10 protein-coding genes are annotated in these 12,983 nt (G+C 70.4%); 6 read left to right on the top strand and 4 right to left on the bottom strand.

The window, feature by feature from the left end; genetic code table 11:
• Positions 1–33: 33 nt before the first annotated feature.
• Positions 34–1,743 carry an AMP-binding protein gene (locus BWI15_RS21175; RefSeq protein WP_077016228.1) on the bottom strand — a complete coding sequence of 570 codons (1,710 nt, stop codon included), beginning with the start codon at positions 1,741–1,743 and terminating at the stop codon, positions 34–36.
• Positions 1,744–1,806: 63 nt separating this feature from the next.
• Complete coding sequence (locus BWI15_RS21170) at positions 1,807–2,955, bottom strand: SLC13 family permease (protein ID WP_077016227.1); 1,149 nt, start codon at positions 2,953–2,955, stop codon at positions 1,807–1,809.
• A gap of 79 nt (positions 2,956–3,034) precedes the next feature.
• On the opposite strand from BWI15_RS21170, the gene BWI15_RS21165 reads away from it, so the two are divergent.
• Together BWI15_RS21165 and BWI15_RS21160 are read left to right on the top strand one after the other, a co-directional pair.
• A complete protein-coding gene (locus BWI15_RS21165) occupies positions 3,035–5,785 on the top strand; it encodes a bifunctional acetate--CoA ligase family protein/GNAT family N-acetyltransferase (protein ID WP_237771391.1) in 2,751 nt (916 codons plus the stop codon).
• Between the two features lie 107 nt (positions 5,786–5,892).
• Positions 5,893–6,705, top strand: a complete 813-nt coding sequence (locus BWI15_RS21160; protein WP_077016226.1) for a phosphotransferase — start codon at positions 5,893–5,895, stop codon at positions 6,703–6,705.
• Here the strand turns inward: BWI15_RS21160 and BWI15_RS21155 are convergent.
• Together BWI15_RS21155 and BWI15_RS21150 are read right to left on the bottom strand one after the other, a co-directional pair.
• Positions 6,687–7,199, bottom strand: coding sequence for a DUF2087 domain-containing protein (locus tag BWI15_RS21155; protein WP_077016225.1), 513 nt, complete (start codon positions 7,197–7,199; stop codon positions 6,687–6,689). The genes BWI15_RS21160 and BWI15_RS21155 overlap by 19 nt on opposite strands.
• A gap of 33 nt (positions 7,200–7,232) precedes the next feature.
• Positions 7,233–8,252: an aldo/keto reductase gene (locus BWI15_RS21150; RefSeq protein ID WP_077016224.1), complete on the bottom strand. Its 1,020-nt coding sequence runs from the start codon at positions 8,250–8,252 to the stop codon at positions 7,233–7,235.
• Positions 8,253–8,397: 145 nt separating this feature from the next.
• Between BWI15_RS21150 and BWI15_RS21145 the strand changes: the two genes are divergently transcribed.
• The 4 genes from BWI15_RS21145 to BWI15_RS21130 all read left to right on the top strand — a co-directional run bounded on the left by BWI15_RS21145 (position 8,398) and on the right by BWI15_RS21130 (position 12,950).
• The gene (locus tag BWI15_RS21145; protein ID WP_202817704.1) at positions 8,398–9,021 is read left to right on the top strand and encodes a TetR/AcrR family transcriptional regulator; all 624 of its coding nucleotides are present in this window, start codon (positions 8,398–8,400) and stop codon (positions 9,019–9,021) included.
• Positions 9,022–9,050: 29 nt separating this feature from the next.
• The gene (locus BWI15_RS21140) at positions 9,051–10,079 is read left to right on the top strand and encodes a P1 family peptidase (RefSeq protein ID WP_077016223.1); all 1,029 of its coding nucleotides are present in this window, start codon (positions 9,051–9,053) and stop codon (positions 10,077–10,079) included.
• Positions 10,080–10,332: 253 nt separating this feature from the next.
• Positions 10,333–11,046, top strand: a complete 714-nt coding sequence (locus BWI15_RS21135) for an ABC transporter ATP-binding protein (RefSeq protein ID WP_077016222.1) — start codon at positions 10,333–10,335, stop codon at positions 11,044–11,046.
• The gene (locus BWI15_RS21130; protein ID WP_077016221.1) at positions 11,043–12,950 is read left to right on the top strand and encodes an FtsX-like permease family protein; all 1,908 of its coding nucleotides are present in this window, start codon (positions 11,043–11,045) and stop codon (positions 12,948–12,950) included. Before BWI15_RS21135 ends, BWI15_RS21130 begins: the two co-directional genes overlap by 4 nt.
• Positions 12,951–12,983: the final 33 nt, after the last annotated feature.

Here is a 12,983-nt window from a genome sequence, read left to right as displayed (position 1 = left end):
GTCGAGTGGTGGAAGCGTCTCCCGGTCCAGGCGTCAGGGCTGTTGGAAGTCGGACTCGTCGTAGGCGTGTTCGGGGTGCTGACCGCCGGCGACCTTGTCGGCTTCCTCGGTGCGCAGCTCGACCCGGCGGATCTTGCCCGAGATGGTTTTCGGCAGCTCGGCGAACTCGATTCGCCGGATCCGCTTGTACGCCGCCAGGTGGTCGCGGCAGAACTGGAGGATCTCGCCGGCCAGTTCGCGCGACGGCTCGCGGCCGGGCGCCAGGACGACGTACGCCTTCGGCACGGCCAGGCGGACCGGGTCCGGCGACGGTACGACGGCCGCCTCGGCGACGGCCGGGTGCTCGATCAGCACCGACTCCAGCTCGAACGGCGAGATCCGGTAGTCGCTGGCCTTGAACACGTCGTCGGAGCGCCCGACGTAGGTGATGTAGCCGTCCTCGTCGCGGCTGGCGACGTCGCCGGTGTGGTAGAAACCGCCGCGCATCACCTCGTCGGTCAGCGCCTTCGCATCGCGGTAGCCGCGCATCAGCGGCACCGGCGGGGGAGCGAGCTCGATGCAGATCTCGCCGTCGTCGCCGACCGTGTCGGTGGCCGGGTCGACCAGCGCGATCGAGTACCCGGGCAGCGGCCGGCCCATCGAGCCGAGCTTGACCGGCTGGCCCGGCGGGTTGCCGATCTGGGCGGTGGTCTCGGTCTGGCCGTACCCGTCGCGGATCGTGATGCCCCACGCGTTGCGGACCTGCTCGATCACCTCCGGGTTGAGCGGCTCACCGGCCGAGATGCACTCCCGGATCGCCACCTCGACCGCGGACAGGTCGGCCTGGATCAGCATCCGCCAGACCGTCGGCGGCGCGCAGAACGTGGTCACGCCGTACGTCTGCAGCACCTGCAGCATCTTCTCGGCGTCGAAGCGCGTGTAGTTGTAGAGAAAGACGGTCGCGCCCGCGTTCCAGGGCGCGAAGACGTTGCTCCACGAGTGCTTCGCCCATCCCGGCGACGACACGTTGAGGTGCACGTCACCGGGTTGGAGCCCGATCCAGTACATCGTCGACAGATGACCGACCGGGTAGCTGACCTGGGTGTGCTCGACCAGCTTCGGCTCGCTGGTCGTGCCGGAGGTGAAGTAGAGCAGCAGCGAGTCGTCGGCCGAGGTGTCGACCTCGGGCACCGGACCGTCGTACTGGCGGCTGTCGTCGTAGTCGAGCCAGCCCTCGACCGGCTCGCCGATGCCGACCCGAAGGCAGTGGTCCGCGATCCCGGCGTACCGGGAGGCGTCGGCGCTGCTGGTGACGACCACCCGCACGCCGCCGCGCGTGATCCGGTCGGCCAGATCGGCGTCGGTGAGCAGAGTCGTTGCCGGGATCATCACCGCGCCGGCCCGGATGCAGCCGAGCATGACCTCCCAGAGCGGCACGGTGTTGCCGAGCACGATCAGGACCCGGTCGCCGGGCTGCAGCCCGTGCTCGGTGAGCCAGCCGGCCACCTGGCGCGACCGCTCGGCCATCTGCGCGTAGGTGAGCGAGTTGACCTCGCCGTCCTCCTCGACGATCGTCAGCGCCGCCACCTCGGCCTGCTCGACGGCAAGCGCGTCGAACCAGTCCCGCGCCCAGTTGAACCGGTCGAACGCCGGCCAGCTGAAGTCCCGGTACGCCGTGTCGTAGTCCTCCCGGTGCGCGACCAGGAAGTCGCGCGCCTCACGGAAGGCCCGGGTGTTGTCCGAGGTGCTCTGTTCCTCGCTCATGCAGGGCATGATTCCCTCACCCGGACGCCCACGGCAATCGGGCTCGCGCGTGTCTGTGGACAACTAGCCGAGCCGCAGCGCGGCAACCGCCCCGGCGAGCACCAAGGGGATCAACACGAGTCCGCGCCACAGGAACGACCACCAGGAGATGTGGACGCCTGCCGCGACGCAGCGGTCCCGCCAGATCAGCGTGGCCAGCGAGCCCCACAGGGTCAGTAGGCAGCCGCAGTTCACGCCGATCAGCAGCAGCATCATCCGATGACCTTCCGCGGCGGCCACTGGTTCCATCGCCAGGTACGCCGGGAGGTTGTCGAACGCGTTCGCCCCGACGGCTGCCGTACCGGTGAGCCGGAGGTCGGAGCCGAGGCCGGCGGAGACTGTGCCGGCCACGTCGCCGAGAAGCTGTTCCAGTCCGTGAGCGGTGAGTGCGCCGACGACCAGGAACAGGCCGACCACGGTGACAACCAGCCGCCAGGGGATTAGGGACCACTTCAGCGCCGCTCGGCGTCGTACTGCGAACAGTCCGGTGAGGATGAGCGCGCCGATGGTCGCCGGGATGGCTACGTCGACGCCCGACACGAACGCCGGTCCCAGGGCGAGGCAGATGCCGGCGGAGCTCCAGAAGAGGACCTTGTCGTCGACAGCCGGGGTCTCCGGTACGGCGTACTCGCGGCGCAGGTCTCGGTGGAACAGGGCGGCCAGCACCGCGACGGTGATCACGATGGCGGTGACCGCGGGGCGCCAGCTCAGCGCGAGGTAGTCCGCCAGGCCCAGACCCAGCTGGTCGAGCCGGTGCAGCGCCAGCAGGTTGGTGAGGTTGGACACGGGCAGCAGCAGCGACGCCGTACCGGCCAGCCAGACCGTGGTGAAGGCGAACAGCTTCGGCGGGATGCTCAGCTGCCGCGCCATCGCCAGTACGACCGGAGTCAGCAGCACCGCGCACGTGTCGAGCGACAGCACGATGGTGAGCGCAGTAGCCAGTACGACGACCAGCAGCCACAGGCGCCACGTCTTGCCACGCGCCAGGTAAGCCGCCTCCCGGGCCGCGACGTCGAATACCTTCGCCGAGTCGGCGAGCCCTGCGATCACCGTCACGGCGACCAGGAACACCAGGACCGAGGCGATGCGCTCCAGCACGCCTGCTGCGTCGTCCAGCCCGAGCAGACCCGTGACCAGCACGCCCAGTCCGCCGAGCGCGCTCAGCCACCACATGACTGCAGACCCTATGTGAGCACCTTCCGTGCACCGGAATGGCGTCGTGAGGCCGCCGTCCGGTGAGTAGGCTGATCGGGTGACATCGCCGGAGGAGCCAGAGACCGCCGGGCAGACCCTCGCGGGCCTGCCGCTGGCTGGACGGCCGCTGGCCGGGCGGCCCGACGGCTACCCGGTGGAGTTCGAGGCGGACGTCGTACTGCGCGACGGCGCGACCGCGCATCTGAGGCCGATCACACCGGACGACGCCGACCTGCTGGTCGAGTTCTACGCGCGGGTCTCGGAGCAGTCGAAGTACTACCGGTTCTTCGCGCCGTACCCGCAACTGTCGGACCGGGACGTGGCCAGGTTCACCCAGGTCGACTACCACGACCGCCTCGCGCTGATCGTCACCGTCGCCGACGCGATGATCGGCGTCGGCCGCTACGAGCGGACCGGCCGGCGGACCGCGGAGGTCGCGTTCCTGATCGAGGACGCGCACCAGGGCCGCGGGCTCGGCCAACTGCTGCTCGAGCACCTGGCCCAGGCGGCGCGCGAGCACGGCATCACCCGGTTCGTGGCCGAGGTGCTGCCGGACAACCGCAAGATGATCACCGTCTTCACCGAGGCCGGCTACAAGGTGGCCCGGGAGTTCGAGGACGGCGTGATCATGGTCGAGTTCGACATCGCGCCCACCGACACGTCGTTCGAGGTGATGCAGGCCCGCGAGCAGCGGTCCGAGGCGCTGTCGATCGCCCGGTTGCTGACGCCGGCCAGCGTCGCGGTGATCGGCGCGTCGCGGCGGGAGGGCACGATCGGCAACGCGCTGCTGCGCAACCTGCGCGACGCCGGCTTCCCGGGCCGCCTGTACGCCGTGAACACCGACACCAAGGACGAGGAAATCGACGGCGTCCCGGCGTACGGGACGATCCGGGACGTCGACGACACGGTCGACCTGGCCGTGGTCGCGGTACCGGCCGAGGCGGTCGTCGACGTGGTGCTGGACTGCGCCGCGAAGGGCGTCCGCGGGCTGGTCGTGGTGTCGAGCGGCTTCGCCGAGGTCGGCCCCGAGGGACGCCGCCGGCAGCGCCGCCTGGTCGGGCTCGCCCGTTCGTACGGGATGCGCGTGATCGGGCCGAACGCGCTCGGCGTGATCAACACCGCCTCCGGCGTCTCGCTCAACGCGACACTGTCGCCGCTGATGCCGAGTCCGGGGCGGGTGGCGTTCTTCTGCCAGTCCGGCGCGCTCGGCGTGTCGATCCTGGCCGACATGGTCGGGCGCGGTCTCGGGCTGTCGAGCTTCGTGTCGGCGGGCAACCGGGCCGATGTGTCCGGCAACGACCTGATGCAGTACTGGTACTCCGACGAGTCCACCGAGGTGGTCCTGCTCTACCTGGAGTCGCTCGGCAATCCGCGCAAGTTCAGCCGGGTCGCGCGGCGGCTGGCGCGCCGTAAGCCGGTGATCGCGCTGAAGTCGGGGCGGGCCACCCAGGGCGTTCCGCTCGGGCACACGGTCCGGCGCAGTCACTTGCCGGCGGCAACGGTCGACTCGTTGTTCCGGCAGAGCGGGCTGATCGGCGTGGACACCACGGGCGAGCTGTTCGACGTGGCGCAGCTGCTCGCGCACCAGCCGTTGCCGAAGGGCCGGCGGGTCGCGATCGTCAGCAACTCCGACGCGCTGACGCTGCTCGCGCTCGACATGATGGCCACCTGCGGGCTGGACGTCGCGGGGGAGCCCCACACGCTCAGCGCCGACGCCTCGGCGTCGGACTTCTCCGAGGCGCTGACCGCGGTGATCGCCGACGACCAGGTGCACTCGGTGGTGGTGATCTTCACCCCGCCGGTCCAGTCGAACGTGGCCGAGGTCGCCCAGGTGCTCGCGGCCGCCGCGGCGGGCTCGGACAAGCCGGTCCTGTCGACATTCCTCGCGTCGCGCAGCGTGCCCGAGCAGCTTCGCGTCCCCGGCGAGCAGGGCGGCGCGGCGCGCGGCTCGATCCCGTCGTTCCTGTCCCCGCAGTACGCCGTCGGCGCGCTGGCCAAGGCGACCCAGTACGCCGAGTGGCGGCAGCGGGCGGACGACCAGATCCCGGTCCTGCCCAACATCGACTCGGCCGGTGCGGAGGACTTCGTGCAGGAGTTCCTGCAGCGGCATCCGGCCGGCGCCGACCTGGACGACGCGGATCGCCAGCGGCTGCTCAGCTTCTACGACATCAGCGTGCTGCCGGCGTTCCCGGTGCTGTCGGCCGACGAGGCGGTCGCGCGGGCGGCCGATCTCGGCTACGAGGTGATCCTCAAGGCGACCGCCGAGCAGTGGCGGATGCGGCCGGACCTGGCCGACATCTGGCGGCACATCCACGACGAGGACGACATGCGCGAGGCGTGGGCGGAGATGACGCGGACCTTCGGGGTCGCGTCGGACCCGGCGCGGGCGCAGTTCGTCGTACAGAAGATGGCGCCGCCGGGGGTGCCGGTGGTGATCTCGGCGCAGGAGGACGTCGCGTTCGGGCCGGTGGTGTCGTTCGGGTTGTCCGGCGTGGCGACCGATCTGCTCGGCGACCGGTCGTACCGGATGCCACCGCTGACGACGGCCGATGCGGCGGAGATGGTGCGGGAGGTGCGGGCGGCGCCGTTGCTGTACGGGTACCGCGGGTCGGATCCGGTGGACATCGCCGCGATCGAGAACCTGCTGCACCGGGTTTCGCGGTTGACGTTGGAGCTGGAGGAGGTCGTGCGGCTGGATCTGCGGTCGGTGCTGGTCGCGGCGCAGGGCGCGACGGTGCTCGACACGACGATCCGGATCGCGCCGAACGAGAAGCCGCGGCAGGACATGCCGGCCCGACGGCTGACATGAGTGCGCCGGAAACGGCTTCGTTTGGGGTAGGTGGCGCGGCTCAGGCGTTGGCCGACGCCTTCGGGCTCGGTCGGGCGGTTGCCTTCGAGCGTATTGCGCGCGGCGCCATGGGAGCTGTCTGGCGACTCGAGACCCGGGCCGGGGTGTTCGCTGCCAAGGAGGCGTTCTGGACTCCTCCCGACGAGCAGCGCGTCCGGCTGGAGATCGCGTTCCGCGCGGCCTGTGGCGTGCGCAGCCCTGAGCCGCTCACCACTCCAGCCGGCGCGTACGTCGCCGACGGCTGGCGGCTTTACGAGTGGGTGGACGGCACGGTGCCGGGCGACGAGTCTCTGGGCTGGCTCGCGGAGCAGGCGGCAACCATGCACAAGGTGGCCTGGACCGAAGGGCCGCTGGAGCCGCAGGACTTCTACTGCCGCGTCCACGTCGACTGGCCGGCCCTGGCCGAGCGCGAACCCGCGGTGGCCCCGGCCGTGCCCCGGCTCGTCGAGCTCACCGAACTCGTGAACGCGGCCCCGGTGGACAACCTGATCTGGTGCCACCGGGACCTCGCGCCGTCGAACGTGCTGATCGGTGCCGACGGCCCCTGTCTGGTCGACTGGGACAACGTCGGGCCGATGTCCGCGACCCAGGAGTTGAGCTTCCTGCTGATCAACCACCTCACCGACGAGCACGCCGTACGACGCATCGTCGCGGCGTACCGGTCGGCGGGTGGTCCTGGGCTGATCACCGAGCCGGAAGGATTCGCGGCCGGGTTGGCGATCATGCTGAACTATCTGCACGTGCAGGTGAACGATTCGCTCGACCCGGAGCTCGCCGCCGAGCACCGGGAGTTCGCCCGCAGCCAGATCGTTCAGCAGATCCGGTCGGTGCCGGCGCCCGGCGTACTGGAACGGGCTGCGGCTCAGGCCGCGCGGCTGTAGACCGCGTCGGCCCGGGTCAGGAAGCCGTAGTCGACCAGCTGACGACGCAGCGTCGCGTAGTCGTCGTGCCAGCGCTGGAGGATCTCGTTGACCGCGCTCTCCGGGTACTGCACGCCGGTCTCGAACGAGCCGGCCAGATACTCCAGCACGACCCGGAACTTGGCCGGGACCGTCGGGAAGTGCGTCAGCCGTCCGTCCCGGACGAACGAGCGCAGCACGTTGTCCCGCTCCGGATCGGCGGACAGCGGTTCCCGCTCCGGCCGGCCCGTCCGTACGGCGTTCTTGAACACGCTTTCGTCGGCTCGTAAGCCGTTGCTGTCAGCAACGACCAGCTCGCTCTTGAACAACCGCTGGAGCGCCTTCCCGACGACCGCGGGTCCGAGCCCGGTTCGTTCCGCGACCTGATCCGGAGTCCCGGCGCCGAGCACGACGGCGGAGTACACCTTGAGGCGGGACGGTTCGGCCAGCAGTCCGCAGAGTTGATCGGCGTTCATGCCTTCCACGCTAAGGCGGGCTGCAACCGATTTTCAGCGCCGCCGCATCGCCGGGCTGAGCGCGTTCGTGAACGACATGTTGTCTTCGGGGTGGATGGTCACGCCGGGCGGCACGATCTCGTCGATCCGGTCGAGCACGTCGGTGGACAGCTCGACGTCGGCGGCCGGCAGCTGCGACTCGAGGTGCTCCAGCGTGCGCGGCCCGATGATCGCGGAGGTGACCGCGGGATGCCGAACGACGAACGCGATCGCCAGCTCGATCAGCGTCATCCCTGCTTCCTCGGCCAGCGTCGCGAGCGCGTCGGCGGCCGCGAGCTTGCGCTGGTTGACCTCGAGGCCGAGATCCCATCGCGCCGGGAAGCGCGCTGCCCGGGCGGACTCGGGCACTGCCTGGTCCGTGCGGTAGCGCCCGGACAGCCAGCCCATCGCGAGCGGGCTGTAGGTGAGCACGCCCATCCCGTAGCGCAGGCAGGTCGGCAGGACGTCGTTCTCGATCGCGCGAGCGAGCATCGAGTACGGCGGTTGCTCGGTGCGAAAGCGCTCTCTGCCGCGTCGCTCGGCGGTCCACTGCGCCTCGACGATCTGCGACGCCGGGACGGTGGAGGCGCCGAACGCGCGGATCTTGCCCTGGCTGACCAGGTCCGACAGCGCGCCGAGGGTCTCGTCGATGTCGACGTCCGGGTCGAGGCGGTGGATCTGGTAAAGGTCGATCCAGTCGGTGCCGAGCCGCCGCAGCGAGCGGTCGACCGACTCGATGATCCAGCGGCGGGAGGCGCCGCGGTGGTTGGGATCCTCGTCGAACGGCAGTCCGACCTTGGTGGCGAGCACGATGTCGTCGCGACGCCCGGCCAGTGCCTTGCCGACGATCTCCTCGGACTCGCCGGCCGAGTAGATGTCCGCGGTGTCGATGAAGTTGATCCCGGCGTCGAGCGCGCGGTGGATGATCCGGATCGAGTCGTCGTGATCGGAATTGCCGGCGGCACCGAACATCATCGCGCCGAGGCACAGCTCGCTGACGGTGATCCCGGTACGGCCCAGTGGGCGGTAGTCCATGAGGGTTCTCTTTCGCTGAGTGGGGTAGTCTCCGGAGCATGAACGGAGAGGCTGTCCACTTAGACAGTAACGGAGAGGCTATCCACTTACAAGAGACGTCTGTGCCGAGTGCTGCCCGCGGGTGTGGATCCAGGGGCGCCGAGCGGTGAGCGCGAGAGCCGGCGAGTCTGGGGAAGTCGAGTGTCCTGGCGGGGCAGCCAAGGGCCTGGGTGCTGCCCCGGCGCGGCGGGCGGACGCCCGGCGGAACCGCGACAAGATCCTCGCGGCGGCCCGCGCGGCGTTCAGTGAAGGCGGCGAGACGTCGATGGCCGCGGTCTCGCGGCGCGCCGGTGTGGGAATGGCGACGCTGTACCGGAACTTCCCGAGCCGCCGCGAGCTGCTCGAAGCCGTCTACGCCGACGAGGTGACGGCGCTGTGCGAGGCCGCCGGGATCGCTGCTTCCGAGGGTGAGACTCCAGCGGCCGCGCTGCGGATGTGGCTGTGGCGGTTCTTCGCTTTCATCACCGCCAAGCGCGAGGTCGCGACCGAACTGCTGACGCAGCTCGGTGGAGACGAAGCGGTCTTCGGTGACGGCCGCGCGGCCGGACTCGCCGCGGGCCGGCCACTGCTCGCCGCGGCCCAAGAGGCGGGGGAGGTGCGCAAGGATCTCACCCTCGAGCAGGTCTTCGACATGGTCGTCGCCATCGCAACGATCAACGGCGACGCCGAGTACGTCGAACCGATCCTGCAGACCGCCCTCGACGGACTCCTCCGCCCGTCGCCGGCCTGAGACCCTACCCAGGGTGCTATGACGGATCCATGCAGCCAGGCCCGCACAACGCGATCACCGATGTCCCCGGCGTCCTGGTCGGCCAGGTCGAACGCACCGACCCGCCGTACCTGACCGGCACCACGGTCGTCTACTTCCCCGGTGCGGCGGTCGCCGGCGTCGATGTGCGCGGCGGTGCGCCCGGCACCCGCGAGACCGACCTGCTCGACCCGGTGAACTCCAATCCCGGTGTCAACGCGATCGTGCTCACCGGAGGGAGCGCTTACGGCCTGGACACGGCCGGCGGCGTCATGTCCTGGCTGGAGTTCCGCGGCGAAGGGGTACGTGTCGGCCCTGGTGACCACGACGTCGTCCCCATCGTCCCCGCCGCCGTCATCCTCGACCTCGGCCGCGGCGGCTCCTTCACCGCCCGCCCGACCGCCGAGTGGGGTCGCGACGCCATCGCCGCCGCCCATGACGGCCCTGTTGCCCAAGGCAACCATGGCGCCGGCGCGGGAGCCCGGGCGGGCGCCCTCAAAGGCGGCACCGGCACCGCCAGCGTCGTACTGGAGGACGGAACCACGGTGGGAGCGTTGGCCATCGTCAACGCGGTCGGCTCCGCAGTCTCCCCAACCGGCCGCCTCCTCGGCGAGCATGCTGCCCTGGACAACGAGTTCGGCGATCTGAGAACCCCCACCGAGCCGCCACCACCCCCACCTGCGGCCCCCGCCATGAACACGGTCATCGCCGTCGTCGCCACCGACGCACCCCTCGACAAAGCCGCCGCCAAGCGTCTCGCGATGATCGCCCACGACGGCCTGGCCCGCTCCATCGATCCCGTCCACACCCTGCTCGACGGCGACTCGATCTTCGGCGCCTCCACCGCGCCGAAAGACACCCCGCGCCTCACCGTCACGGACCCCGCCGCCCTCGCCCAACTCGAGAGGATCTACGCAGCCGCATCCCGCGCCCTCACCCGAGCGGTCGTGCACGCCGTACTGGCCGCTGAAACGGTCGAGTCGCCGGCCGGCCGCCTGCCGAGCTACCGAGACGCGTATCCGTCGGCGTTCGAGGCCTGAGCCATCTCGAGAATTGCTGGGTGGCTGCGGCGCACGTAGTGCCGGCGCCCGGGTCGATCCGTGCCAGGAATGGGCGGCGATCACCGTGTCGAACGCGCGAGCGGTTCGCAGAACTTAGCAGTGGCGAACGATCGTCTGCCCCCGCGTACTACCCAGGGACTACAGCAAGTGCTGGTTCGACGACCGAAGGGCGACCGGAGGACGGGACCAAGGGCCGACGTATTGGCAGGCTGTTGGCGGGAGGGTTTGGGGTATGACGCAGCCCAGTCCTCAGATGATGCAGGTCCCCGTTCCGAGCAACAGCTACCCGGCGCTGGCCGGGCGGGGGCTGGTGAAGTACTACGGAGAGGTTGTCGGTTTGGCGGGGGTGGACGTCGCCGTCCGGCCGGGGGAGGCGCTGGCGGTGATGGGGCCCAGTGGCAACGGCAAGACGACGTTGCTGCATGTGCTGGCGGGGATCCTGACGCCGGACCAGGGAGAGGTGTGGCTCGGGGGAGAGCGGGTGGATCAGCTGAATGACGCTCAGCGGACCGTGCTCCGGCGGCGGCGGTTGGGGTTCGTGTTTCAGGACAATCAACTGCTGGCGGAGCTGCCGGCGGATGAGAACGTGGCGCTGCCGTTGATGGTGGACGGGGTGTCGCGCCGGGAGGCGGTGACGCGGGCGCGGGGGATGTTGGCGCAGGTGGGGTTGGCCAACGAAGCGAACCGCCGGCCGGGGGAGTTGTCGGGAGGTCAGGCTCAGCGGGTCGCGATCGCTCGGGCGTTGGTGGGCGAGCCGCAGGCGGTATTTGCCGACGAGCCGACGGGGGCACTCGACGCGGCGACCGGTGCGCAGGTGATCGATCTGCTGGTGGGTGCCGCGACGCATCGGGGTGCGGCCGTGGTGGTCGTGACGCACGACGACGCGGTCGCCGCGCGCTGCCACCGCGTCGTACGGATCGTGGACGGCCGGGTGAGCGAGCGATGAACCCGATGACCTCGCTCGGGCTGCGGTTCGTGCGCAGACCCGGACCGGGCGGCCGGGCGGCGAACCTGGCAGCGTTCGGCGCGACGGCGGTCGTCGCGCTGCTGATCACGTTCCTGATCGCCGGCACGCTGGGACTGTCCGAACGCAACGACCGGATCGGCTGGCGGGTCAGCGTGGGCGGCGACGGCCGCGAGGCGGTCGGCTTGGTCAGAAACGTCGACGACATGGTCGACGGCAAGCCGTTCCAGCGGCTCGACCTCGCGATCACCAACGACCGGCGTAATGCCGAACTTCCGCCTCCACCAGGTCTGCCGCATGCGCCGAAGCCGGGTGAGGTGTACGTCTCGCCCGCGCTGGCGAAGCTCTGGGGCCCCGACCTCAGCAAGCGCTACGAGATCGGCAACCCGACCGGCGTCATCTCCAGCGACGGTCTGTCCTCACCCGACGAGTTGATCGCGATCCGCGGCCTCGCGCCCGACGCGCCGGGGATGCGGCCCACCGAGCGGCCGAACTACCTCGAGACCTGGCGCGGTACGTCGACCGACGCGCGGATCGCGGTCCTGTTCGCCTTCGTTGCCTTCGGCATCGCTCTGGTCCTGTTCCCGGTGCTCAGCCTGGTCGGTCAGGCGGCCGGCGTCGCCGCGAAGCGACGCGAGCACCGACTGGCCGCACTCCGCCTCGCCGGCGCGACCCGTGGTCAGGTCCTGCTGCTGAGTGCGGTCGAGCAAGCCGTCCTCGGGGTCTTCGGCGCCGTCGCCGGCCTGCTCGCCTACACCGCGCTCACTCCGCTGATCGCCCGCATCCCGCTCGGCGGCGGCCGCTGGTACGTGCACGACCTCACCGTCAGCTGGTGGCTCGTCCTGATCGTCCTGGTCGCCGTACCGCTGCTGTCGGTGCTCAGCGCCCTGATCGGACTGGGACGCGTCAGCATCACGCCGCTCGGCGTCGTCCGCGGTCAGACCCGCAAGGGCATCACGCCGCTCCGGCTCGCTCTGCTCGTGGTCGGCCCGGTGATGCTCGGCGTGATCGGCAGCGGGGGAGCGCTGCTGCCGCTGGTGATCGGCGTCGGCTTCGGCGCGCTGGCGGTGCGAGTCGTCGGCCCGTTCGCCGTCCAGGTGATCGGCCGGATCCTCGCCCGTACGGCGAAAGGCCCGGTCGCGCTGCTGGCCGGCCGTCGCCTCGTCGACGACCCGAAGGCTGCGTTCCGCCCGGTCGCGGCGCTGGTGCTGAGCGGATTCGTCACCGGCTTTCTCGCGCTGTTCATGCCGTACGGCATGAACAGCGACGGCAGGGACACGACGTTCGAGTTCTCCACCAAACCGGCCACAACAGCCGCCGTCGCGCAGGACGCGAAGGACCGGCTCGCGAAGGCGGGCCTGCAGGGTGAGGTGACGACCGATACCAACGCCGTCGAGATCGTGGTCGCGAGCAACGACCGCGAAGGCGTCCGGACCGTGCTCTACGACCTCGTCCCGGGCAGAGTGCCGTTGACCGACGCGGAGCACGACGAGCACCAGGCCGGGCTCTACCTCGACATGCGGCTCGGTGTCGCGCTGCTGCTCGGGGTGGTCTTCGTGACCGGCGCAGCGTCGACCGCCGCCGGAGCTGTCGGTACGGCGCTGGACCAGGCCGGTCCCGCGAAGGCGCTGCGCCGGTCCGGCGTACCGCTGTCGGTGATCGAGCGGGCGTCCCGGCTGGCGGCCGTCGTACCGGTGGTCGGCGTCGGTCTGCCGGTGGTCGGCTTCGGAGCGTTGTGCGGCCTGGTGCTGAGCGGTGGCCAGGTGATCACCCAGGGCAGTTCGGGAGTCGTGTTGCTGTTCGGTCAGGTCGTGGTCGGGCTGATTCTGGTCACGGTCGCCGGGGCGGCCGGTGCGCCGGTACTGCGCAAGGCCAGCGTGGGTTAGCGGCAACGAAGGGACCGGCGCATGCAAGGATGA

Source organism: Kribbella sp. ALI-6-A (assembly GCF_001984195.1).
GTDB lineage: Bacteria > Actinomycetota > Actinomycetes > Propionibacteriales > Kribbellaceae > Kribbella.
This window is presented reverse-complemented; position numbering and strand designations above follow the sequence as displayed.

What these genes read in the sequence shown, in the direction of transcription:
- BWI15_RS21175 (WP_077016228.1), bottom strand. Translation starts at nt 1,743, where the DNA reads ATGAGCGAGGAACAGAGCACCTCGGACAACACCCGGGCCTTCCGTGAG.
- BWI15_RS21170 (WP_077016227.1), bottom strand. Translation starts at nt 2,955, where the DNA reads ATGTGGTGGCTGAGCGCGCTCGGCGGACTGGGCGTGCTGGTCACGGGT.
- BWI15_RS21160 (WP_077016226.1), top strand. Translation starts at nt 5,893, where the DNA reads ATGGGAGCTGTCTGGCGACTCGAGACCCGGGCCGGGGTGTTCGCTGCC.
- BWI15_RS21155 (WP_077016225.1), bottom strand. Translation starts at nt 7,199, where the DNA reads ATGAACGCCGATCAACTCTGCGGACTGCTGGCCGAACCGTCCCGCCTC.
- BWI15_RS21150 (WP_077016224.1), bottom strand. Translation starts at nt 8,252, where the DNA reads ATGGACTACCGCCCACTGGGCCGTACCGGGATCACCGTCAGCGAGCTG.
- BWI15_RS21140 (WP_077016223.1), top strand. Translation starts at nt 9,051, where the DNA reads ATGCAGCCAGGCCCGCACAACGCGATCACCGATGTCCCCGGCGTCCTG.
- BWI15_RS21135 (WP_077016222.1), top strand. Translation starts at nt 10,333, where the DNA reads ATGACGCAGCCCAGTCCTCAGATGATGCAGGTCCCCGTTCCGAGCAAC.
- BWI15_RS21130 (WP_077016221.1), top strand. Translation starts at nt 11,043, where the DNA reads ATGAACCCGATGACCTCGCTCGGGCTGCGGTTCGTGCGCAGACCCGGA.